The sequence below is a fragment of the Arthrobacter sp. NamB2 genome, assembly GCF_005281365.1.
In the GTDB taxonomy this organism is placed as follows: Bacteria; Actinomycetota; Actinomycetes; order Actinomycetales; family Micrococcaceae; genus Arthrobacter_D.
The window spans coordinates 175,318-196,983 of sequence record NZ_SZWI01000002.1; the positions used below are offsets into that span (position 1 = coordinate 175,318).

The 21,666-nt window shown below is 66.6% G+C and carries 19 protein-coding genes; 10 read left to right on the plus strand and 9 right to left on the minus strand.

All coding sequences use genetic code 11. The features are described 5' to 3' along the window. The first annotated feature begins 68 nt into the window (after positions 1 to 68). The 3 genes from pgm (at position 69) to FDK12_RS04500 (ending at position 4,225) form a co-directional block, all read left to right on the plus strand. Positions 69 to 1,700, plus strand: a complete 1,632-nt coding sequence (gene pgm, locus FDK12_RS04490; RefSeq protein ID WP_137368449.1) for a phosphoglucomutase (alpha-D-glucose-1,6-bisphosphate-dependent) — start codon at positions 69 to 71, stop codon at positions 1,698 to 1,700. Positions 1,701 to 1,833: 133 nt separating this feature from the next. Next, a complete protein-coding gene (locus FDK12_RS04495; protein WP_137368450.1) occupies positions 1,834 to 3,162 on the plus strand; it encodes a uracil-xanthine permease family protein in 1,329 nt (442 codons plus the stop codon). Positions 3,163 to 3,187: 25 nt separating this feature from the next. Beyond that, positions 3,188 to 4,225: a hypothetical protein gene (locus FDK12_RS04500; RefSeq protein ID WP_137368451.1), complete on the plus strand. Its 1,038-nt coding sequence runs from the start codon at positions 3,188 to 3,190 to the stop codon at positions 4,223 to 4,225. Between the two features lie 42 nt (positions 4,226 to 4,267). Here FDK12_RS04500 and FDK12_RS04505 read toward each other — a convergent pair whose 3' ends face one another. From FDK12_RS04505 to FDK12_RS04515, 3 genes are all read right to left on the minus strand, one after another. Then, the gene (locus tag FDK12_RS04505) at positions 4,268 to 5,389 is read right to left on the minus strand and encodes an HTTM domain-containing protein (protein ID WP_137368452.1); all 1,122 of its coding nucleotides are present in this window, start codon (positions 5,387 to 5,389) and stop codon (positions 4,268 to 4,270) included. Continuing rightward, on the minus strand, positions 5,380 to 6,132 hold the full coding sequence (locus tag FDK12_RS04510) for a DUF5819 family protein (protein WP_137368453.1): 753 nt from the start codon (positions 6,130 to 6,132) through the stop codon (positions 5,380 to 5,382). The genes FDK12_RS04505 and FDK12_RS04510 overlap by 10 nt, the downstream gene beginning before the upstream one ends. A 118-nt stretch (positions 6,133 to 6,250) precedes the next feature. Further along, positions 6,251 to 8,554 (minus strand): choice-of-anchor G family protein, encoded by a 2,304-nt coding sequence (locus FDK12_RS04515; RefSeq protein ID WP_189636262.1) that lies wholly within the window; start codon positions 8,552 to 8,554, stop codon positions 6,251 to 6,253. Between the two features lie 496 nt (positions 8,555 to 9,050). Between FDK12_RS04515 and FDK12_RS04520 the strand changes: the two genes are divergently transcribed. Together FDK12_RS04520 and FDK12_RS04525 are read left to right on the plus strand one after the other, a co-directional pair. Continuing rightward, positions 9,051 to 9,704: a response regulator transcription factor gene (locus tag FDK12_RS04520; protein ID WP_137368455.1), complete on the plus strand. Its 654-nt coding sequence runs from the start codon at positions 9,051 to 9,053 to the stop codon at positions 9,702 to 9,704. A gap of 209 nt (positions 9,705 to 9,913) precedes the next feature. Next, positions 9,914 to 11,377, plus strand: a complete 1,464-nt coding sequence (locus FDK12_RS04525) for a glycoside hydrolase family 43 protein (RefSeq protein ID WP_137368456.1) — start codon at positions 9,914 to 9,916, stop codon at positions 11,375 to 11,377. A gap of 162 nt (positions 11,378 to 11,539) precedes the next feature. Here the strand turns inward: FDK12_RS04525 and FDK12_RS04530 are convergent, their stop codons facing one another. From FDK12_RS04530 to FDK12_RS04545, 4 genes are all read right to left on the minus strand, one after another. Beyond that, positions 11,540 to 12,370, minus strand: a complete 831-nt coding sequence (locus FDK12_RS04530) for a glycerophosphodiester phosphodiesterase family protein (RefSeq protein ID WP_137368457.1) — start codon at positions 12,368 to 12,370, stop codon at positions 11,540 to 11,542. After that, a complete protein-coding gene (locus FDK12_RS04535) occupies positions 12,348 to 13,157 on the minus strand; it encodes an HAD family hydrolase (RefSeq protein ID WP_137368458.1) in 810 nt (269 codons plus the stop codon). The genes FDK12_RS04530 and FDK12_RS04535 overlap by 23 nt, the downstream gene beginning before the upstream one ends. Positions 13,158 to 13,229: 72 nt before the next feature. Continuing rightward, entirely contained in the window at positions 13,230 to 13,757 is a 528-nt protein-coding gene (locus FDK12_RS04540) for a YbhB/YbcL family Raf kinase inhibitor-like protein (RefSeq protein ID WP_137368459.1), read from the minus strand. A 34-nt stretch (positions 13,758 to 13,791) separates the two neighbouring features. After that, complete coding sequence (locus FDK12_RS04545) at positions 13,792 to 14,712, minus strand: carbohydrate kinase family protein (RefSeq protein WP_137368788.1); 921 nt, start codon at positions 14,710 to 14,712, stop codon at positions 13,792 to 13,794. A 263-nt stretch (positions 14,713 to 14,975) separates the two neighbouring features. Here FDK12_RS04545 and ftsW point away from each other — a divergent pair, with 263 nt between their 5' ends. Further along, positions 14,976 to 16,199 carry a putative lipid II flippase FtsW gene (gene ftsW / locus FDK12_RS04550; RefSeq protein ID WP_137368460.1) on the plus strand — a complete coding sequence of 408 codons (1,224 nt, stop codon included), beginning with the start codon at positions 14,976 to 14,978 and terminating at the stop codon, positions 16,197 to 16,199. A gap of 70 nt (positions 16,200 to 16,269) precedes the next feature. Here ftsW and FDK12_RS04555 read toward each other — a convergent pair whose 3' ends face one another. After that, a complete protein-coding gene (locus tag FDK12_RS04555) occupies positions 16,270 to 17,235 on the minus strand; it encodes a TIGR03885 family FMN-dependent LLM class oxidoreductase (protein ID WP_137368461.1) in 966 nt (321 codons plus the stop codon). A gap of 170 nt (positions 17,236 to 17,405) precedes the next feature. Here FDK12_RS04555 and FDK12_RS04560 point away from each other — a divergent pair, with 170 nt between their 5' ends. Beyond that, positions 17,406 to 18,614, plus strand: a complete 1,209-nt coding sequence (locus FDK12_RS04560) for an MFS transporter (protein ID WP_189636263.1) — start codon at positions 17,406 to 17,408, stop codon at positions 18,612 to 18,614. On the opposite strand, the gene FDK12_RS04565 is transcribed toward FDK12_RS04560, so the two are convergent. Further along, positions 18,611 to 19,093, minus strand: a complete 483-nt coding sequence (locus FDK12_RS04565) for a PGPGW domain-containing protein (protein ID WP_137368463.1) — start codon at positions 19,091 to 19,093, stop codon at positions 18,611 to 18,613. The two genes, FDK12_RS04560 and FDK12_RS04565, sit on opposite strands and share 4 nt — an antisense overlap. Before the next feature lie 146 nt (positions 19,094 to 19,239). On the opposite strand from FDK12_RS04565, the gene FDK12_RS04570 reads away from it, so the two are divergent. Genes FDK12_RS04570 through FDK12_RS04580 form a run of 3 tightly spaced genes read left to right on the plus strand, consistent with a single transcriptional unit; the run spans position 19,240 to position 21,662 of the window. After that, positions 19,240 to 20,217 (plus strand): ring-cleaving dioxygenase, encoded by a 978-nt coding sequence (locus tag FDK12_RS04570; protein WP_137368464.1) that lies wholly within the window; start codon positions 19,240 to 19,242, stop codon positions 20,215 to 20,217. Positions 20,218 to 20,224: 7 nt separating this feature from the next. Further along, positions 20,225 to 20,866: an alpha/beta hydrolase gene (locus FDK12_RS04575; RefSeq protein ID WP_137368465.1), complete on the plus strand. Its 642-nt coding sequence runs from the start codon at positions 20,225 to 20,227 to the stop codon at positions 20,864 to 20,866. Beyond that, positions 20,859 to 21,662, plus strand: coding sequence for an isocitrate lyase/phosphoenolpyruvate mutase family protein (locus tag FDK12_RS04580; protein WP_137368466.1), 804 nt, complete (start codon positions 20,859 to 20,861; stop codon positions 21,660 to 21,662). Before FDK12_RS04575 ends, FDK12_RS04580 begins: the two co-directional genes overlap by 8 nt. The last annotated feature ends 4 nt before the right edge of the window (positions 21,663 to 21,666 follow it).

Below are 21,666 nucleotides of genomic sequence, written 5' to 3' on the forward strand. Positions count from 1 at the left end.
CCCCTGCGCTCGGTCGTCACGAACGATCAGCGGATGTAATCGGGGGCGTTCTTTGACATGCTGGGGCCATGGCTAACCGAGCGGGCACCGTAGCCCTTCCCAGCGACCTCGTAGATGTGACCAAGCTGCTCGACGCGTATTTCGACGTCGAGCCCGATCTCGGGGACCCCGCGCAGCGCGTGGCCTTCGGGACGTCGGGCCACCGCGGCTCGTCCCTGAAGTCATCCTTCAACGAGGGGCACATCGCTGCGATCACGCAGGCGATCGTCGAGTACCGTGCCGGGCAGGGGATCACGGGGCCGCTCTTCATGGGGAAGGACACCCATGCGCTCTCCGAGCCGGCGCAGAACACCGCGCTCGAGGTCCTGGCGGCCAACGGAGTGAGAGTCCTGATCGACGCGCGGGGCGCCTACACCCCGACCCCCGCGGTGTCCCACGCGATCCTCACCTACAACGCGGCGAAGATCGAGCAGGCCGACGGGATCGTCATCACGCCGTCGCACAATCCGCCGGCCGACGGCGGTTTCAAGTACAACCCGCCGCACGGAGGCCCTGCCGACTCGGATGCCACGACCTGGATCGCGAACCGCGCGAACGACCTCCTCGAGGGAGGACTGCGGGACGTCAGGCGCATGCCGATCTCGCAGGCCCGCACCGCGGAAGGAATCGGCAGCTACGACTTCCTGCAGCAGTACATCGACGACCTCCCCTCGGTCCTGAACCTCGACGCCATCCGGTCGGCGAACGTCCACATCGGCGCCGACCCCATGGGGGGCGCCTCGGTGGACTACTGGGGAGCGATCGGTGAGCGGCACAACCTGAACCTGACGGTGGTCAACCCGACGGTCGACCCCCAGTGGGCGTTCATGACCCTCGACTGGGACGAGAAGATCCGGATGGACTGCTCCTCGCAGTACGCCATGGCGTCGCTCATCGGCCGGGCGTCGGAGTTCGACATCTCGACGGGGAACGACGCCGACGCCGACAGGCACGGGATCGTCACACCGGACGGGGGTCTGATGAACCCGAACCACTACCTCGCCGTCGCGATCCAGTACCTCTACGCGAACCGCCCCAACTGGCGGGCGGACGCCGTCATCGGCAAGACCCTCGTGTCGTCGTCGATCATCGATCGCGTGGCCCTCGATCTCGGTCGGGTGCTGCAGGAGGTTCCCGTGGGCTTCAAGTGGTTCGTGCCGGGACTCCTCACCGGCGACCTCGCCTTCGGCGGCGAGGAGTCCGCGGGTGCTTCCTTCCTGCGCCATGACGGCACGCCCTGGAGCACCGACAAGGACGGCATCCTGCTGGCCCTCCTCGCCTCGGAGATCACCGCTGTCACCGGAAAGACCCCCTCCCAGCACTACGCAGGACTCACGGAGCGCTTCGGCGCTCCCGTGTACGCGCGCATCGACGCAGCTGCCACCCGCGAGCAGAAAGCGGCGCTGGGCAAGCTCTCGCCGTCCGACGTCACCGCCACCACACTCGCCGGTGAGGAGATCACGGCACGCCTGACGGAGGCTCCTGGCAACGGCGCGCCGGTAGGCGGCCTGAAGGTCACGACGGAGAACGCCTGGTTCGCTGCGAGGCCCTCGGGCACGGAGGACGTCTACAAGATCTACGCGGAGTCCTTCAAGGGCGAGGAGCACTTGAAGCAGGTGCAGGCCGAGGCCAAGGCCCTGGTGGACGGCGTCATCAGCTGACCACGGGAGAAAGCCCTGGCGCGGATCCGCAGGATTCGCCGACAGGGGTGTCGCACACGCCGTAACACCCCTGTCACGTGCTGCGGATAGGATTCTCCGGAACCCCCCGCGACCACCTGTGGAAGGCACGCCCATGAGCACACGAGGAATCAGCTGGACTCTCCATGGGGACGGCAGGAATGTCCTCCCGGGCGGTTTCGTCGCTCCCGAGGAACGCCTGAGCTGGCCCAGGACCATCGGCGTCGGAGCCCAGCACGTCGTGGCCATGTTCGGAGCGACGTTCCTCGTACCTCTCATCACGGGCTTTCCGCCGTCGACCACCCTCCTGTTCTCCGGCATCGGCACCATCCTGTTCCTGGTCATCACCGCGGGGAAGGTGCCGAGCTACCTCGGGTCGAGTTTCGCCTTCATCGCGCCGATCGCCGCTGCGCAGTCACAGCACGGCGCAGCCGGAGCCCTCGGTGGCATCATCATGGCGGGCGCGGCACTCGCCGTCATCGGTCTGATCGTCCACACTGCCGGGGCGCGCTGGATCCAGCTGGCCATGCCACCCATCGTCACGGGCGCCATCGTCGCCCTGATCGGCCTGAACTTGGCGCCCACCGCGAAGACGAACTTCGAGCAGGCACCCCTCACGGCCTTGGTGACCGTCATCGCGATCCTGCTCGTCACGGTGTTGTTCAAGGGAATCCTCGGGCGCCTGTCCATCCTGGTCGGTGTCCTCGCCGGGTACGTCGTCGCCATGTTCCGCGGTGAAGTCGATTTCGCCGCGATCAACGATGCCGCCTGGATCGGACTGCCGGAGTTCTCCGCGCCCGCGTTCCACCTGTCCGTCGTCGGCCTCTTCGTTCCCGTCGTCCTGGTCCTCGTCGCAGAGAACATCGGGCACGTGAAGTCGGTGGCCGCGATGACACATCGCGATCTCGATCCGCTGACCGGCCGCGCGCTCATGGCGGACGGCATCGCGACGATGGTCGCCGGAGCCGGCGGCGGATCCGGCACCACCACCTACGCGGAGAACATCGGTGTCATGGCGGCGTCGCGCGTGTACTCGACCGCGGCCTACTGGGTGGCGGGCATCGTGGCGATCCTCCTGAGCCTGTTCCCGAAGTTCGGTGCCCTGATCGCCACCGTGCCTCAGGGAGTGCTCGGCGGCGCCGGCGTTGTCCTCTACGGCATGATCGGGATCCTCGGTGTCCGGATCTGGGTGCAGAACCAGGTGAACTTCTCCAACCCCATCAACCTGTCGACGGCCGGGGTGGCCCTGGTGATCGGTATCGCCGACTTCACCTGGACCATCGGTGATCTCACCTTCGCCGGCATCGCCCTCGGAACGGCCGCGGCGCTCCTGATCTTCCACGGGATGACGGCGATCGCGCGGGTCCGCGGAAGCGAGCATGTCGCAGGGCCGGATGAGCTCGAATCAAGGGACCACGGCAGCAGGCCTTCGAAACTGGGCTGAGTCAGCCAGTGGAAGAATGATCAGCATGTCGCTCTTCCCCATCCCCGGTCCCCGGTCCCCGATGAACAACCCCCGCCAGACCTGGGCCTCCCCCGAGTGGCGACAGCAGGCGGAGCAGTGGATCGACCTCGTGCTGGAGACCTTCGGAGTGTCCCGGACCGGTCCGTCCGAACAGCCCCGCATCCGATTCTGGTCCACGCAGCTGACGGTGCCCACGGATCACGGAACACTGTGGTTCAAGGAGAACAACCTCGGACAGCTCGCGGAAGCATCCATCATGTCGCTGCTGGGTGAACTCGCTCCGGATCATGTCGCCGCTCCCCTGGCGATAGAGCCCTCGCGCGGCTGGATGCTCACCGCGGATCATGGAGCCACCCTCGACAGCCTGGGATCGGACGACGCTTCCGTCTGGTCGCGGGTGGCAACTGACTTCGCCGACCTGCAGCAGCTCGCCGCGCCGCACGGAGAACGGCTCTCGCAAGCCGGGTTGGTCATCATGAATCCCGAGGTGGCAGCGAACTTCGTCGAGAACCAGTTGCTCCTGCACACCGGGCTTCCCGATGGGCACCCGCTGTACCTGTCGGCCGAGGACGCGGACGACGTCGTACGACGGCTTCCGGTCATCAACGAGGCCGTCGACGTGCTGCGTGGTGTGTCCGTGCCTCTGTCGCTCGACCACAACGACCTGCACGCCCGGAACTGCTTCCTGCCGGGGAGCCCCGACGATCCGTTGCGTTTCTTCGATTTCGCGGACTCCTACTGGGCGCACCCGTTCAGCGCGCTGCTCGTGCCGATCACGCAGATGCGCGAGCAGTGGAACACGACGGCGGAGGACGCACGCATACAGTCGGTCGTCACCGACTATCTCGACCGGTGGACCACATATGCGCCATCCGAGGACCTCAGGGCTGCCGTCGAGCCGGCACTGAAGCTGGCGGGGGTGCACCGGTACGGCTCGTGGTTGCGCCTGCTGGTGTACGCCGACGACGAGTCGATGCGTACCTATGCCCCAGCAGCGCTTCACTATCTCCGGACACTCGGGAATCCGGTCCTCCGGGGGTAACGCATCGACCGGTCGATGACGACGGCGGCATGGCAGTCCGCCTCAGCGCCGGCTTACCAAAGCGCGATCCTCGCTGCGCGGGTTAGCAACCACATCGGTGTCGAGCCCCGGCACTGATGCAGACGGTACGGTTGTTGCCACTCCTCGTCGGATGCCCAGCTTTGCAGTCAGCTTCTGCAGCGCACCGGCGCCCCAGCGCTGAATTGCAATCCAGGTGGTGCTGCCGACCAGGACTGCATCGGCAGAGGCCATGATTCCCGAGAAGAACGGCAGGCCCATCGCGATCGCGATTCCGAGGTGCATCGCCAGGATCCCGAGCAGCGTGATGCGCCGGGTCACCTTGTTGAACAGCAGGAACGGGAAGGCGATCTGGATGATCACCGTGAAGTAGGTCGCCAGGACCGTCGCCCAGGCGAAGAACGTCAGAGCTCCCGAGAGCCAGGGAAGCGCTCCGTAGGTTTCGGACGCGAGCGGGTAGTAGACCGCGGTGCCGTTCTGCCAGGCGGTGCCCTGCACCTTGTACATGCCGGCCTCGAAGTAGACGAGGCAGAGCTGGGCGACGACCATGCAGAGCGCGAGGTTGTGCAGCACCGAGCCAGTCTGGGTACCCGGCGGGGACTTCCGGGCTCGCCGCCTGGCATCCAGCGACCATCTCCTCGAGATGTCCGCGAAGACCAGGTAGATGAGCATGATGCGGAAGAAATAGTTGCCGCCGTCGGCGATCACGGTGTTCTGTGCGTTGATGCCTGCATAGAACACGAACAGCAGGGGTGTGATGAAGCGTGTGCGCCACCCCAGAATGAATGCGATGACCAGCGCGATCGTGATGACGTACCAGGTCCAGAAGGTGCCGCTGCCAGCGTTCCGCAGCAGATCGAGCGGCCACATGTAGCCGATGACGTTGCGGTGGGGCTCCCAATAGGCCGAGCCGGGGCCCCAGATGCGCTCTGCTACCGGAAGGTTCGCCAGGAGCCATGCGAGTACGAGGCTCCCGGAAACGATTCTCATCACGGCCAGGCCGTAGGAACCGTGGCGGTCGGCCACGAACCAGGAGGATAGCCCGAGCAGCCATTCGGACGGCTTGTTCCGGTGCGCGCGCACCCAGGATCGGATGGGACGGTCTTCGGCGGCCGCCGCCGGTCGAGGAGGGGATGTTACAGCCATGCGTTTCGGGTCTCCTCGCTGAAGGGCATGACGCTGCGCCAGCCGATGTTCATGAAGCTCTGGGTGGGTTCGGCTGAGGCGTGGTGACGCTGCTCGAAGGGAACGACGGCATCCCGGCGCATGCGCACCTCGACAAGCGATGCTTCCTCGCCCCAGGTGTGAAGCGCATACAGCGAGGCGAAGCCTACGGCGACGTCCTCCATGCGCTGGTAGGTCCGCAGCTTGTTGAGCTGGTCGGCCGCGATGGTGTCGGCTGCTTCCTCGGAATCTAGGTCCACGCCGAAAACGGGTTCCTGGTCGAGGTGGCTTCCTTCGGCCATCTGACGGTAGTCCGGCGACAGGGCAGAAGCCGTAGGCCAAAAACGGCTGTGCACAACCTTGGATTGCCGGTGCTCGCGATTGGCGATGGTCCGAAGAGCCGCGTGAGGGGCTTCCTCCTCGCTGACGTTCCGCCACTCGGTGAACTCGGCGCCGGCCGCGTCGCCGCCCGCGCAGACCTTTGCCGGGCTGATGCACGCCCGAACGAGCATGTACTCGTCCTGTGAGTAGACGCCCGGCGCGAACAGGTTCCAGCCCTGGTCCAGCGGACCCAGGAAATACCGGTTGAGGCCCGGCTGCAGGGACTGCTTCAAGGGAGTCTGCGGTCCGGTGAAGGCGAGAGTTGCCGCCATGTGGCCGCCGCCGATCAGGGCTCCGACGAGGAGGACGATGGCGGGGATCTTTCGGATGCGTGGTGAGCTCACTGCTTTGCTCTCTGGAGATGGGAAAGGGAAGGGGTGTGCGTGAGGGGGCGAGACAAAGCCATGGCGGCAAGGGTTGTCCCCTGCCGCCATGGTTTGTTCCAGCTGGACGCGTTCCTGGTTAGGCGTGCGCCTGGTTCCGACGCTTGCTCAGGACCAGTCCGGCGATGCCGACCAGGAGGAGCAGGATGCCGAAGCCCACGAGGGGAACGACTCCTTCAGCGCCGGTGTGGACGAGCTGGGTGCCGGTGACGGCACCCCGCTTGTCCGTGACGCCATTCAGGGGCGGCGTCGTGGCGGTGTTGGTAGCGCCGTTCGTTGCGGGGTTCACCGCAGCGTTATCGGCACCGGTCACAGCCGTGTTGTCAGCTGTGTTATCGAGCGTGTTGTCAGCCGTGTTGTCGAGCGTGTTGACGGTGGTGTTGTCAGCACCGTTGTCTGCCGGGTTCACCGGGTTGTCAGCGCCATTGTCAGCACCATTCACAGTCCCGTTGACCGCACCATTGTCAGCACCGTTCACAGTTCCGTTGTCGGCACCGTTGACGTCACCCAGGACTGCAGTGTTGTCGGCACCGTTGACACCGCCAGCTACAGCCGTGTTGTCAGCGCCATTGATAGCACCAGCCACAGCAGTGTTGTCGGCTCCGTTGATCGCACCAGCCACAGCAGTGTTGTCCGCACCGTTGATCGCACCGAGCACCGAAGTGTTGTCCGCGCCGTTGACGTCACCCAGGACTGCAGTGTTGTCAGCCGTGTTCACCGTCGTGTTGTCGGCGCCATTGATGGCACCAGCCACAGCAGTGTTGTCCGCACCGTTGATGGCACCAGTCACAGCAGTGTTGTCAGCCGTGTTCACAGTCGTGTTGTCGGCAGTGTTGACTCCGGTGTTGTCGCCCGTGTTGTCGCCCGTGTTGTCGCCCGTGTTGTCGCCCGTGTTGTCGCCCGTGTTGTCGCCCGTGTTGTCTTCCTCAAAAGCGAAGACCGTGGAAGTCGCGAAGCGAAGCGACACCGGATCCAGTCGAGGCAGCAGTGTGACAGCGAGCGCGCTCACCGTGAAGGAATCGTCACCGAGAAGTCCCGGCGTGGGCTGCTCGTTGACCACGAGTTGAACAACCTCGGAGAGTACTACCGCGAGACCAGGCGACAGGGCGCCTACGGTCTGGTTGACGAAATTCGTGAGGCCTGCGGTCGCGTTGCTCAGCGTGCCGGTCAGGGCTGAACCGATTGCAGGTACAAGATTCGAGGTCAAGAGACCCGAAAGAGCCGTGGTCAGGTTTGCGTCCAGACCCGCGATGTTGAGCGCGACAGTCGGTGCCACTGCACCGGGGGTGCCGGTGAATCCACCGAGGGTTCCCGTGAGGGTAGCCGAACCCGAGAGGGTTGGAACGAGGGGAAGCGTGGAGGCGACCTCTACGCCAGCATTGACCGTTACCTGAAGCGCTGGGACAGCTCCCGTGATAGCGGTGTTGATCTCGGCGACAGCATCGGTCAGCACCTGGGTCACGGCGGCCGTGATCCGGTTGATGTCCGCTGATGTCAGCACCTGGGTGTTGGCGGGCCGACCGTTGAGGCCGAGAGCATCAAGGTCGACTGCGATCTCGCCGGTTCGCAGGTTCACAGAGACGAGCCCATCGGTGCTGACTCGAGGTGTGTCCAGGATCGGATCGACGACAGCGTCCAGGGCTGCGCCTGCTCCGTCCACCGTCACGGTGACCGGTCCGACGGCGGCGTTGGCGAGACCGAGAAGCGACAAGTCCAGGTCGATCCCAGCGCCCGCGTTGTTCAGCGCTGCTGCCAGACCGTCGACGGTCCTGCTTACGTCCGTGGTCAGGGTTCCGACCAGAGGGCTGCGCAGGAGGAGTTGCGCATCCGCGACGACGTACTGCGAGGTCGGCGTCTCGACGCCGCTCTGCGCAGCCCGCGACGCGAGCACACCCAGATCGAGCGAGAGCTGGTCGACGACGCTACCGCCGGCAACCTGGCTCAGCAGGGGCGTGAGGTCGACGGATGCTGCGTCCGCCCCGGACGCGGGCGAGACTGCAATTGCACCATCGGCGCCGACTGCGCCGGCAGCGGCGACAGCATTGGTGGCCGACGGAGCAGATGCGTAGGTGTTGAGCACTCCGGCTTCGCCGAACGATAGCAGGCCGCCCGTTCCGCCAGCGGGGTTCAGCAGTGGAACTCGGACAGTGCCGAGATCGACCTGGACTGCGTTCAGCACGGTTGCATTGAGCGAAGATGAGTCTGGTCCGGGATCGCTCGGGAATGCGCTCTCGGCAAGGCCGAGGCCGATCAGGTCGATTCCGGTGAACAACGAGCCGCTGAGAACCTCGGCACGCGCGGCACTCTCATCGGTGGGAAGGGGAGCGGCAACCGCTCCCTGCAGTGGAGCCAGGGCAAGGCCCGCTACAACTCCTCCTGCCATCAATCTCATGGTATTTCTATGCCGCCGTGTAGGCGGCCCCCCAATAAGTAACGTCAAAACTGCTCCTTGATCAAGAAGAAGCGCGCTCAGGACATGGCGCGGCCCTCGGAACGCTACCCACGCAGTAGGCCCGGAACCCATAGCAGGGCAGCTAGTGTGGCCTGTCCGACCAGCTAGCCTCACGCCCGTGCAGCGGCGACGACGGGCGGCAACATCGCGTATGGAAGGGCAGGAAACGCCGTGTCCTGCCTCCGACACCACGGCATGCTCTGACACGTCACCGCACGCCACGGATGGTGCCACTTCACCAGCCCAAAAGGACCGCGGCGAAGTAGCTGACAAGCTATCTGCGCGGTCCGACAGGCCGTAGCCGGTATCCCGTCTGGCTATCTCTGCCGGTTTCCGATATTCCTAGTTGAGGGGAGGCCGCGAGAGTTGCCGATCCGCATCACCGATTGCGTCGAGCTATCGGTTCAGGGGGAGGTTCTCGGCTTTGGTGCAGAAAACACTGCGCGTCCATCTGGTGGATGATGATTACCTGGTGCGCCTTGGGATGGAGCGCCTGTTCGAGCGTCTTGATCACATTGAGCTCCAGGCCGTCAGCTCGACGGGTGATGACGCGATCAAGAACGCGGTCGCTCTCATGCCCGATGTCGTGCTGATGGAGACCAAGGTGCGCAATGTCGACGCGCTCCGAGCCGTGCAGGAAATTTCCGCTCGCGCTCCCAAGGTCAAGGTAGCGATGCTGTCTTCCATCACCGACTTCGACGTCATGCGGGATGCCTACCGTGCGGGTGCCGTCAGCTACCTCTCCAAATACTCGGTCTCATCCGATCTGGACGCCGCCATCCGCATGATCGACAGGGGCGAGTGCATCTTCTCCATGCCGCCCGATCTCGAGCGGTTTCCAGTGGCTGCCGAACCCGAGGAGTCATTCGAACTTGCGCTGATCAAGCGCCTGCCGGCTCGTGACCGGGCGATTCTGTCCGCGCTGACCGAGGGTCGGACGAATGGCCAGATTGCAGGCGCGTTGCACGTCAGCGAGGCAACCGTGAAGGCCCAGATCACGAAGATCATGGCGAAGCTCAATGTGGCCGGCCGAGTGCAGCTCGCGGTGCTCGCAGTAAGGGCCGGCGTCGCTGCCCTCTAGCTTCCTCGTCGCCCCTCATTTCTGGCCGCGATAGCGCGCACCATCCCCGGGCAGCACCGGAGCGTCTCCGAAAGTTATGCTTTTCTTGACCCTCCCTTGACTGACCCGGTGCCCGCGTGACACTGTTCTACAACGATGTAGACAACGATGTAAATCGAGCGTGCACCGTCGCCCGCCCGCCCTCTCCCCATCGAAAGGACCACGTGATAATGACGTCACGTACGAAGCTCTGGTCGCGATCCGCGAGTGTCGCAGCCGTCCTGGCACTCGCCCTCACAAGTGCAGCACTGCCGGCGACGGCAGAGCCGAAAGTCCCTGCCCAGACCGGCGCCCTCACCCAGCAATCCGCAGCCCGGACCATCGACGACCTCGTCGGAGGCAAGTCGGTCGTCGGCGACACGACGCCCATCCACGATCCGGCCCTGATCATCGACGACGACGGCACCTGGTACGTCTACTCCACCGGCCTCCTTGCCCGGGAGAACGGCGGCACCATTCAGACCTGGTCCTCGAAGGACGAGGGGACCACGTGGGAATACCGGGGCACCGTGTGGGACGAAATCCCGGCGTGGATCGACGAGCGCTATGCAGGCGGTGTCCTTCCGGAGAACCTCTGGGCTCCGGAAATCTACGAGAACGACGGCACCTACTACCTCTACTACTCGGCATCCCAGTTCGGCGGGAACAACTCCCTCACGGCTCTGGCGACGAACACCACGCTCGATCCCGATGACCCCGACTACAGGTGGGTGGACCAGGGGCTCGTCGTCGACTCCCCCGTCACAGGCCTCGACCCGAACAATCCCGGCAAGACCTTCAACGCCATTGACGCCGGCATCGTCGAGGACGCTGACGGCAAGCCCTACATGTCGATCGGGTCCTTCTGGTACGGGATCTTCCTCGTGCCGTTGGAGTGGCCGAGTGGCAAGCCGGTGGAGAACTGGCAGTCGCAGACCGTGAACATCGCGGACCGCTTCATCCCGGGCAACCCCATCGAGGCGCCGTACATCATGCAGCGCGACGGCTACTACTACCTGTTCACGTCCTTCGATTTCTGCTGCCGCGGCGCGGACTCCACCTACAAGATTGCCGTGGCCCGCTCGGAATCCATCACGGGCCCGTACCTGGACAAGCAGGGACGCGACATGGTTGGCGGCGGAGGAACCATCCTCATGGAATCCCACGGGGCGATGAACGGCCTGGGCGGACAGTCCGTATTCGGTGACTACCTCGCGTTCCACTACTACGACCGCAACAACACGGCGGCCCCGTACGTCCCGACGCTCGGACTGCAGAGGATGGGTTGGGAGGACGGCTGGCCCACCGTCGACCAGACCGTGGAGCTGCCCGAACTCGCCTCGGCACCGCAATCGGTGACTGTGCGGGACGGGCACAAGGCACGCTTCGTGGCGAGTGCGACCGGAACACCGGAGCCCGTAGCGGTCTGGGAGAGTTCCGACGACGACGGCGCCACCTGGCAGGTCGCGGACGTCACCCAGCGTGCGGAGCGCAGCGACGACGGCACCTACACGTCGGTCGCCGAGGTCAAGAAGGCGCAGCCCGCCGAAGACGGCCGGCTGTTCCGCGCGACGTTCTTGAACCCCCACGGTGCGGCGACCACGGATTCCGTGGAGCTGACCGTCGAACCGAAGCCCGGCAAGGGCCGAAAGTAGCCGATCGGGCGTCCGCAGCGCGGACGCCCGATCCTAGACTCGATGGGTCAGCGGTGGGCGCGATACCCCGTTGATCCATCGATACCGAGGGAGCCCGGTTGCGGGAGTGGCCGCGACCGGGCTCCCGCATGTACGGGCGGTGGCGGTGACTGCCGATAGAGGCTAGGCGCGTACGTCACCCTGCGGCCAGGCAGACCTCGCCGCCATGCAATCCGCGAGGACGTCCGCGGCATCGGACACGAGTCCGTCGACCCCCAGGTCCAGCAGGCGGTCCATGTCGGCCCGGTCGTTGATCGTCCACACATGGACCTGCAGCCCGGCCGCATGGCACGCGTCGACGAATCGGCCCGTCACGACGCGCATCCCGCGGTAGGTCTCAGGCACCTGGAGCGCCTGGACCGCTGAGGCTCTGCTGATCGCTCCAGCCAGGCCGAGCGGCGCAAGGAGCTTCAGGAGCGTGGTGACCGCCATTCCCGCCGACGACGCCGTCGGTCCCTTCAGCAGCCGCAGCACCTTGCGGCGGCGGCGATCGGAGAAGGACGCTACGAGCACCCGGTCATGGGCGCGAAGGCGGTTGATGAGGTCCGCGAACGGCCGCACGCAGGCACCACTCTTGACGTCGATGTTCAGGCGGAGGTCGGGCCACCGCAGCAGCACGGCTTCGAGCGTCGGGATGCCGCCGTCTCCGCCGACGGACAACCCTCCGAGCTCCCGCGCGGTGCGAGCCGCCATGCGACCATGGGCGTCGGTCACGCGGTCGAGGTCCTCGTCGTGGAAGACCATCACGACGCCGTCGCTCGAGGCGCGTACGTCGATCTCGAGGTACCGGAAGCCGAGCTCCACGGCACGCTCGAAAGCGGCCATGGTGTTCTCGCCGCCGTCCGGCGCGAAGCCCCGGTGCACCAGGGCGATCGGGCAGGGACTCGGAGGATTCCCTGCCGCATTGTGCAGGTAGGGGTAGGCGCCCTGGTCAGGCCGTCCGAAGCGCCGCAAGCCGTTCCTCCAGCACCTGTGCCACGCCGTCCTCGTCGAACGGCGGTGCCACGAGGTTCGCCGCAGCAAGGGCGTCTGGGTGTCCCGACGCCATCGCGTAGCCCTGCCCCGCCCAGCCCAGCATCTGCACGTCGTTCGGCATGTCGCCGAAGGCGACGACGTCCGCTGCCTCGATGCCTCGCTCGGCCGCATACTGCGCCAGCGTGACGGACTTGTCGATGTCCGGCACGGCCATCTCGAGCAGGGCGATGGTCGGCGCGGAGTGCGTCGTCGACACGAGGTGCGCGACGGCCGGCCGGACCGCGGCGAGGAATTCGTCGGGTGAGATGTCCTTCTCCCGCGCGAGGAACTTCACGATGTCCTCGCCGGGCAGCGATTTCTCGAAGGGCTCCGCCGTGAGGCCGCCGAGGAGTTCGGAGGTCGACGCGTCGGCGAAACCCGACTCGACCTTGAACCCCGACACCGTCTCCGCGGCGAAGGTAGCTGCGGGAAAGAGGCCGCGGATGATGTCGCGCGCGGCGTAGACATCCTCGGGGTCCAGGAGTTTCGCATCGAGGACGTGCTCGGATGCCAGATCGTAGGTGAGGGCCCCGTTGGAACAGATCACCGTCCCGGTGTGGCCGAGCTGGTCGCGGAGGGGCTGCAGCCAGCGGGGTGGACGGCCGGTGACGAAGACGACGTCCACCCCGGCCTCGGCACACGCCCGAAACGCACGGATGGTGCGTTCGCTCATCTTGCCGTCATGACCGACGACGGTCCCGTCCATGTCGCTCGCCACGAGGCGCATCACTGACTCCTTTGTGTTCTGGGCTTCCAGCGTACCGGCGCCCGTCCTGTCGCGGGTTGCTCGGTCCGTGACCTACTGCTCGAACGTACCGATGATCCGCGCGCGCCCGATGCCGTGCGAGAACAGGGTGAAGCCTAGATACGCGGGCGTGGCTTCGGCCGGGACATCGAGGGTCTCGACGTCGACCGCGTGGACGACCACGTGGTAGTGGTGCGGACCGTGTCCTGCGGGAGGTGCGGCTCCCACGAACCCGGCAAAGCCGCCGTCGTTCCGGAGCTGCACCGCCCCCTCCGGCAACAAACCGGAGCCCGGCGTTCCGGCACCCGCCGGCAGGGATGTGGTGGTGACCGGCAGATTCAGAACCGCCCAGTGCCAGAAGCCGCTGGCCGTGGGGGCGTCCGGGTCGTAGACGGTCACGGCGAAGCTCTTCGTGCCGTCGGGGAACCCACTCCAGCTGAGCTGCGGGGACTCGTCACTGCCACCCGCTCCCATCAGCCCTGACACCTGTGCGGCGTCGAGGGGTGCGTTGTGGCTGATGCTCTCGCTGGTGAGCTCGAACTCGGGTACCTGCGGAAGGTCTGCGTACGGATCGCGGGTCATCGCTGTGCTCCTGGGGGTCGTGGCGAAGTGTGGCTCAGGGGTGGATCATCTCTTCGCGCGTGGGCGGATTGGCCCCAGCACGCGAGACCGTGATGGCTGCTGCCCGCGCCGCGTACTGCAGCATGCCGGTCAACTGTCCGAGGTTGATTCGGCGCAGCTCGTCCCGCCGATGGGCTCCGTCGAGTTCGAGGTCCACGAGGGACCCGAGCAGGGCCGCCATGAACGAGTCCCCCGCCCCCACGGTGTCCACGACGCTCGTCGAGGGCGCAGGAACGGACACCTCGCCCGCCCGGCAGACACCCCACGGTCCTTTCGACCCGCGGGTGACGACGACGACGGCGGCCCCGGCGTCCAGCCAGGCCCGCGCCGACTGCTCCGGGGTGCGGTCGGGATAGAGCCAGGCAAGGTCCTCGTCGGAGGCCTTCACGACGTCGGCGAGCACCACGAACCTCTCGGCCTGCTCCCGGGCGAACGCCGGATCGCGGATGATCGTCGGCCTGCAGTTGGGGTCATAGGTGACGGTGACGAGGGGGTGGGCCGCAGTGACGAGGGCCAGGACGTCGTCGGCCCCCGGGCTGAGCATCGTGGCGATGGAACCGGTGTGCAGGAGGGTCGTCCCATCGAGGAGACTGTCCTTGCGCTCGGGCAGGTCGGGGAGCTCCCAGACGAGCCGGAAGTCGTAGGAGGCTCCCCCGGCCGGGTCGAGGCGCGCCGTCGCGACGCTCGTGGGAGCGCCGTCCGGTTCGACGGGAAAGGGCACTGAGTTGTCGCGGAGGTGCTTCCGGATCATCCGGCCGTAGTCGTCGTCGCCGTACCGTCCGACGAACTGCGCCGGATGACCCAGACGTGCGAGCCCCACGGCGACGTTCATGGGGCTACCGCCCACGTGCGCGCGCATTGAGGCGGTGTCGCTGACGACTTCGTCGATGAGGGTTTCCCCGATTACGGTGAGCACTCGTTCAACGTACCAGCCCCGGCAGGGCGCCGACCCGGAGCGTTGGATCCTGCCCGAGGGGTCCCTGGGACTATCCTGCCTGCCGCGCGCCGCAGTACCGGGAAGCGCGTCGCCGAGGCGGTCCTCGCCGCCGTTCCCGTCGCCGTTCTCGCGGAATCGCCGATGCGCCTCCACGAGGCGGAAGGTCATCCTTGGCACACTTGTATTCCTTCCCCTCCGCCCGGACCTGTGCACCTGGTGCCGGTCATGTCCCCAGGACGCCGATGACACCCGCCCCTACCGCCGCACGCTCGAATCCCTCCGGTGCTCGGGCACCTTTCCGCCAGGTCCGCCTCCGGAAGATCGTCGGGGCGCCGCGACCGTACTCGAACAGGAACTCCCGGAACCTGCTGATCACAACGACCTTCGCCCTGGTGACGATCGGTCTGATGATGGTGCTGTCGGCGTCGTCGGTCGAGCTGGTCGCGGCCGGCGAATCGCCTTTCGACACCTTCACCAAGCAGCTCATGTGGGCAGGCATCGGCAGTGCCGCGCTGGTGGTCTGCGCGTTCGTCCCCCTGGCGACGTACAAGAAGCTGTCGTGGCTGATCCTCCTCGGTTCCCTCGCCTTCTCCCTGCTGGTGTTCAGCCCGCTCGGCGTCGAGGTCCAGGGCAACCGGAACTGGATCGGGATCGGTCCCCTGACCGCGCAGCCGTCGGAGTTCCTCAAGCTCAGCATCATCATCTGGGGCTCCGCGATCCTGGCGCGGAAGGCCAGGCTGCTCGGGAACTGGAAGCACATGGCGATTCCCGTCGTCCCGGCCGCGATGATCGCGATCGGGATCGTGATCGCGGGAAAGGACCTCGGAACCGCGATGGTGCTGGCACTCATCGTCGTCGGATTGTTCTTCCTCGCCGGTGCAAGCCCCAAACTGTTCGTCGGCGGTCTGGTCCTCGGTACCATCGGGATCCTCCTGGCGGTGACCTCCAGTCCCAACCGCATGCTGCGCATCAGCGCGTGGCTGGACCCGGCCGCCGAGGGGACGGCCGAGGGACTGGGTTACCAGAGCGCTCAGGCCCTGTACGGCCTCGCTGGTGGAGGTGTCTTCGGCGTCGGCATCGGCCAGAGCCGACAGAAGGTGAACTGGATACCCGAAGCACACAACGACTTCGTGTTCGCCATCCTCGGGGAGGAACTCGGACTCGTCGGAGCCCTGCTCGTGATCCTGCTCTTCGCAGTGCTCGCGTACTCCATCTACCGGATCTCGAAGCGGTCCAGGGATCTCTACGTCACCTACGTCAGTGGAGCGATCCTCGTGTGGATCATCGGACAGGCCATCCTGAACATCGCCGTCGTGACCGGCATGATCCCCGTGATCGGCGTGCCCCTGCCCTTCGTCTCCTACGGCGGGTCCTCGATGGTCGCAGTCCTTGCCGCCGTCGGGGTCCTCATCTCCTGCTCGAGGGCTACCGACCGTGAGGTGTCGTCATCCGGCGCACCTGCCTGATCCTGCGCTGCCCCTCCCGGCGGCCGCCCCGCACGGCGCCGCGATGCGATGGGCGGGGGCTGGAAGGGCGCTACTGACCGGCCATGAACTGCGGCAGGACGTGCTGGGCCATCGTGTCGAGGAAGAAGTCCTGGTTCTTGTCGACGTTGTGCAGGTAGATACGGTCCACGCCCTGACCCGAGATCCTGTCGATCAGGCCGCTTAGCTCGCCCGGGTCAGCCGTGACGAAGACGGATTCGGCCACGGCCTCCGGAGTGACATGCTCGGCTGCCTGATCGTAGTGCTCGACGGTCTCGAGATCCCAGCACAGAGGCGGCGGGAAGACGTTCGTCCGCCACTGGTCGTGCGCAGTACGGAGGGCCTGCTCATGCGTCGGCGCGACACTCACCTGCGTCTGGACGACGACGTCGCCGCGCCCCCCGGCGTTGCGGTATGCGGCGATGACGTCCGCGAGGTCGGCCATGGGCTGCAGTATCGTGACCAGCCCGTCGGCCCATGACGCGACCCACTCGGCAGTCTCCCGCGTCACCGCGGCTCCGATCAGCGGCGGCGGCGATTCCGGCAGGGACCAGAGGCGTGCCCGGTCCACCGTGACCAGGCCTCGATGGCTCACTTCCTCACCTGCCAGTAGGGCGCGGATGACCTCCACACACTCCCTGAGCCGTGCCTTCCGCTCGGGCTTCGACGGCCATCTGTCGCCGGTGATGTGCTCGTTCATGGCTTCACCGCTCCCGAGCGCGGCCCAGAACCTGCCCGGGTACATCTCCTCCAGCGTTGCGATCGCCTGGGCGGTGATGACGGGGTGGTACCGCTGCCCCGGAGCGGTGACCACTCCCAAGGAGAGGTCCGTGGACTCGAGCGCGGAGCCCAGCCAGGACCAAGCGAACCCCGACTGGCCCTGACGCTCGCTCCACGGGCTGAGGTGGTCCGAACACATCGCTGCGGTGAACCCGGCGTCCTCCGCGTCCTTCACCACGGTGAGCAGGGCGCGGGGACCCAGTTGTTCGTGGGAGCAGTGGAAACCGAGCAATGTCACGGCGCGTACCTCGTTCTGGAGTGGGTATCTGCTGGCGGGCATCTCCAGCTTCGGTGGGAGAGGCCGGACGGACAAGGCCATCGCTGAACTTCCCGGCGCCACGCGGACCTGCTATGCGATCGGCACCGGCCCCCGGCGAGCGCCTGCCATTGTGCGTATTGTTCGTTCCGATGAAGCGCTCATTCCAGGCAACCCCCGGTACCGCCGGTCCCCTCTTCGCCATGACGGCGGTCGCACTGATCGCGGCCACCTACGGACTGGCGAGGTTCGGTTATGGCCTCTTCCTTCCGCAGTTCTCCGGCTCGTTCGCGCTCACGCCCACGATCGGAGGCCTGCTGTCCTCCGGGGCGTCCATCGTGTACTGCCTGGCCGCAGCCGTAGGGTTCCGCTATGCGCCGCACCACCCGCGCGCGGTGACCATCCTCGCCGGCAGCTCGGCGTCCCTCGGCAGCGCGGGCATCGCTGCATCCACGGTGACGTCCGCTTTCGCCGCGTCGGTCCTGCTGGCGGGCATGGGAGCAGGCTTCGCGTCTCCCTCACTGGTGGAACTCGTGCGCCGCAATGTCACCGAGAGCCGACAGGACTGGCTGCAGTCGGTGGTGAATTCAGGCACCGGCTTCGGCGTCGTGGCGGCCGGCGTGCTCGCCCTGGCGCTCAGCACCTCATGGCGGCTCGCCTGGGCACTCATTGCCGTCGTGACCCTGGCTTCGATGATCGGGGTCCTGATGACGGACTCCTCACGCGCACGGACCGCACCGGGGCGGCAGCACCACGGCGTCCCAGCGCGAAGGACCCGCTGGTCGGACCTGCGCCCCTTGACCCACCCTGTCCTTGCGGCCTTCGCCTACGGCACGGGGTGTGCCGCGCTCTGGATCCACGGCCGCACCCTCCTCGAACAGCAGGGAGGCATGACGACGACGTCGTCCGCGGTGGTGTGGATCGCCCTCGGGGCCGGCGGCGCTGCAGCCGTCCTGACGGCTCCGTGGCTGGCGCGGCACTCCGTCAGGACCACCTGGACGATCACGGTGTGTGCCACCGCCGGTGCAACCGGCGCGATCGCTGCCCTTCCCGGCAGCACCGCCTTCAGCTTCGCCGCAGCCGCCCTCTTCGGCCTGGCGTATACCGCGGCTACCTCCGTGCTGATCATCTGGGCGACGCATACTGCGACGAGCAGCGCCGCCGGAACCTCGGTGCTCTTCACCAGCCTCGTGCTGGGTCAGGCCGCCGGATCGACCCTGACCGGCTCGCTGATCGACGCAGCGGGCTTCGTTCCCGCCTTCGCTGTCGCAGCGGCGATCTCGCTGATCGGCGCGATCGGGTTTGTGCGCCCTGCCCGCTGGCGGACGTCGATGGGACGGTCCTTCGATCGGCTGCCCTAACGGATGTCCGTTCGTGCGGCGGACGGCCGCGGCGGAATAGGCCGACCACGGAACCGCCGCACGCTGTACACGATCAGGACGACGGCGATCAGCGATGACGCGATCAGGCTGATGCCCGTGCCCGGCCCACCGAACAACCACCACCTGGAATCGAGGAACCACCACGAAGGAACGCCGGGCTGCAGTATCCACACGACGCCGAGCCCCATGATCGTCAGGGCGCTCAGGCAACTCACCGCGATCCGGGGGATGGTCTTCACCCCGAGCGCTGCGGCATGGTAAGCATTCGCCTTCAGGGGTGTCAGATATCGGCGTGCCCAGTGGTACTGCTGCGACAGGACGGCGAGCCCGGCGGCCAGCATCAGGAGACCGGGACCCGGCAGCACGAGGGCGGCTGCGCCCAGGATGACGAGGGTCCACCCGAGCACCTCGATGCCCGTCCGGCGGATCCAGCCCCGAACCCGCTCTTTCGCTGCCATGCACACAGGATGACATAGGTAGCTGAACACTGACGACGGTCAGCAGGCTGCCCGTCAGTGCGCCGGGTAGCGGGAACAGAACCAGTAGTGCATGCGTTTGCATACACATCCGGGAGTACACGGGCCAGTCCAACCAGGAGGACAGTGTGACAGCACGAACCGAAGGTCTTCACCACGTCACCGCGATCGCTGGTGACCCACAGAGGAACATCGACTTCTACATCAAGGGGTTGGGGCTGCGCCTCGTCAAGAAGACGGTGAACTTCGACGATCCGGGTACCTACCACCTGTACTACGGCGACGAGTCCGGCCGTCCCGGCTCACTCCTGACCTTCTTCCCGTGGCAGGGCGTCCGCAGCGGACGCGTGGGAAGCGGGCAATCGACCACCACAGCGTTCTCCGTCCCGCAGGGCTCCCTCGGCTGGTGGCAGGAGCACTTCAGGGCCATCGGCGTCGAGTCCACGATCACGAGCGCCTCCTCGGAGGAGGAGCGGCTCTCGCTCCGCGACCCGGACGGGCTGCAGATCGACCTCGTCGCGTCGTCCGTGTCGGATCCGCGCAACCCCTGGGACTCCGCCTCCGTTCCGGCGGAATACGCCGTTCGCGGTCAACACTCCTCCGTCCTGACGGTCCAGGACCCCACCAGGACCCTCGAGACCTTCACGCGGGACCTCGGGATGACGGTGCTGGCGGAGAAGGGCGGCCGTTATCGCCTCAGCACGCATGACGGCGAGCCGGGCAGCATCGTCGACGTCGTCACCGATGCACGCGGCGAGCGCGGACTGGTCGCGGGCGGCACCGTCCACCACGTGGCCTTCCGCGTTCCGGACCAGCAGACGCAGGACGTGTGGCGCCAGGAACTCGCCGAACGGGGCTACGCCGTGACGGCCATCCTCGACCGCCAGTACTTCACCTCGATCTACTTCCGCGAGCCCGGTGGGACCCTGCTGGAGATCGCGACCGACACCCCCGGTTTCGACATCGACGAACCGCTGCTGGAACTCGGCCGTTCCCTGAAGCTGCCACCGTGGCTCGAGCCGGACCGCGAGGCCATCTCCCACGCGGTCGCGAAGATCGAACTGCCCCGGGAGAACAACCCCGCCATCCAGGCCTTCCTCAAGTAGGGCGAACATGACCACCCCCCAGACCTGGCCGCACCTGTTCGAGGCAGGGACAGCAGGCTCTCCCGTGCTGCTGCTCCTGCACGGCACGGGCGGCGACGAACACGACCTCCTTCCGCTCGCCGACCGGCTTGCCCCGGGCGCCGGCTACCTCGCACCGCGCGGACCCGTGCAGGAGCACGGCATGAACCGATGGTTCCGTCGCTTCGGCGAAGGTGTGTTCGACGTCGACGACGTCGTCCGCCGCGCCGCTGAGCTCGCCGGCTTCGTCGAGCGGGCGCGCAGCCACTACGGCTTCGGGGACCGCCAACTCGTGGCCGTCGGCTTCTCGAACGGCGCGAATATCGCGCTTGCCATGGCGTTGCTCCACCCGCAAGCCGCACCGAGGACCATCGCGTTCTCCGGCATGTACCCACTCGAGGGGAGGACGATCGACGCGGACCTCTCCGGGACGGCGGTCGCCCTCTTCAACGGGACCTCCGACGCCATGGCGCCGATCGACAGCGCCATCCGTGTCGGTTCGATCCTCGAGAGCCGCGGCGCCGAAGTAGACCGGAACGTCCGAGAGGGCGGCCACGGAATCCACCCCACCGAGGTAGCCGGCGCAGCCGCCTGGATCACCTCCCACACGAAGAAGGTTCGCGATGACTGAAGCACCCACCAGCACCGATCGCAGTGACATCGCCGCGAAGGCAACCACACTCGCCGGACTGCATGCCGCTCCGGAGATCCTTCAGGTGGTCAACGTCTGGGACGTCATCAGTGCGAAGACCATCGCCGATATCCCCGGAACGAAGGCCCTCGCGACCGCGAGCCACTCGATCGCCGCATCGCTCGGATATGAGGACGGCGAGAACATCCCGGTCGAGGAGATGGTTGCAGCCGTCGGCCGCATCGCCGCCGCGACCACCCTGCCCGTCACCGCCGACCTCGAGTCCGGCTATGGGAACCCCGGGGAGACGGTCCGCCGTGCGATCGGCGTCGGGATCGTCGGAGCCAACATCGAGGACCAGATGCGCCCGCTGGCCGATGCCGTCGACCAGATGGAAGCGGTGCTGAGGGCCGGCCGGTCAGAAGGCGTCGACTTCGTGCTCAATGCGCGCACCGACGCCTTCGTGAAGGCCGGGGACCGTGACCCGGACGATGTCCTTGCCGACGCCGTCGAGCGCGGCAAGGCCTACCTGGCAGTGGGCGCCACGAACGTCTTCGTTCCCGGTCTCCTGGACGAGCACGCCGTCACCACTCTCGTCAGCGCTTTCGGCCCGCAGCGCCTCAGCGTCATCAACGTTCCCGGAAGTCTCGCGCCGGCCCGCCTGCAGGAGCTCGGCGTCGCCCGGATCTCCTACGGACCGTGGACCCAGCGTGTCGCCCTGACCGCCCTCGCCACCTCGGCGCGGGAACTCCTCTCCGGCGGCGCGCTGCCCGAAGGTACGCTTCCCCTGAACTAGGACG

Bases quoted from the DNA above. Each gene is read 5' to 3' on its own strand.
- FDK12_RS04580 (WP_137368466.1), top strand. From the start codon at position 20,859: ATGACTGAAGCACCCACCAGCACCGATCGCAGTGACATCGCCGCGAAG.
- FDK12_RS04500 (WP_137368451.1), top strand. From the start codon at position 3,188: ATGTCGCTCTTCCCCATCCCCGGTCCCCGGTCCCCGATGAACAACCCC.
- FDK12_RS04575 (WP_137368465.1), top strand. From the start codon at position 20,225: ATGACCACCCCCCAGACCTGGCCGCACCTGTTCGAGGCAGGGACAGCA.
- FDK12_RS04565 (WP_137368463.1), bottom strand. From the start codon at position 19,093: ATGGCAGCGAAAGAGCGGGTTCGGGGCTGGATCCGCCGGACGGGCATC.
- FDK12_RS04535 (WP_137368458.1), bottom strand. From the start codon at position 13,157: ATGCGCCTCGTGGCGAGCGACATGGACGGGACCGTCGTCGGTCATGAC.
- FDK12_RS04560 (WP_189636263.1), top strand. From the start codon at position 17,406: ATGAAGCGCTCATTCCAGGCAACCCCCGGTACCGCCGGTCCCCTCTTC.
- FDK12_RS04515 (WP_189636262.1), bottom strand. From the start codon at position 8,554: ATGGCAGGAGGAGTTGTAGCGGGCCTTGCCCTGGCTCCACTGCAGGGA.
- FDK12_RS04540 (WP_137368459.1), bottom strand. From the start codon at position 13,757: ATGACCCGCGATCCGTACGCAGACCTTCCGCAGGTACCCGAGTTCGAG.
- FDK12_RS04505 (WP_137368452.1), bottom strand. From the start codon at position 5,389: ATGGCTGTAACATCCCCTCCTCGACCGGCGGCGGCCGCCGAAGACCGT.
- FDK12_RS04525 (WP_137368456.1), top strand. From the start codon at position 9,914: ATGACGTCACGTACGAAGCTCTGGTCGCGATCCGCGAGTGTCGCAGCC.
- ftsW (WP_137368460.1), top strand. From the start codon at position 14,976: ATGACACCCGCCCCTACCGCCGCACGCTCGAATCCCTCCGGTGCTCGG.
- FDK12_RS04495 (WP_137368450.1), top strand. From the start codon at position 1,834: ATGAGCACACGAGGAATCAGCTGGACTCTCCATGGGGACGGCAGGAAT.
- pgm (WP_137368449.1), top strand. From the start codon at position 69: ATGGCTAACCGAGCGGGCACCGTAGCCCTTCCCAGCGACCTCGTAGAT.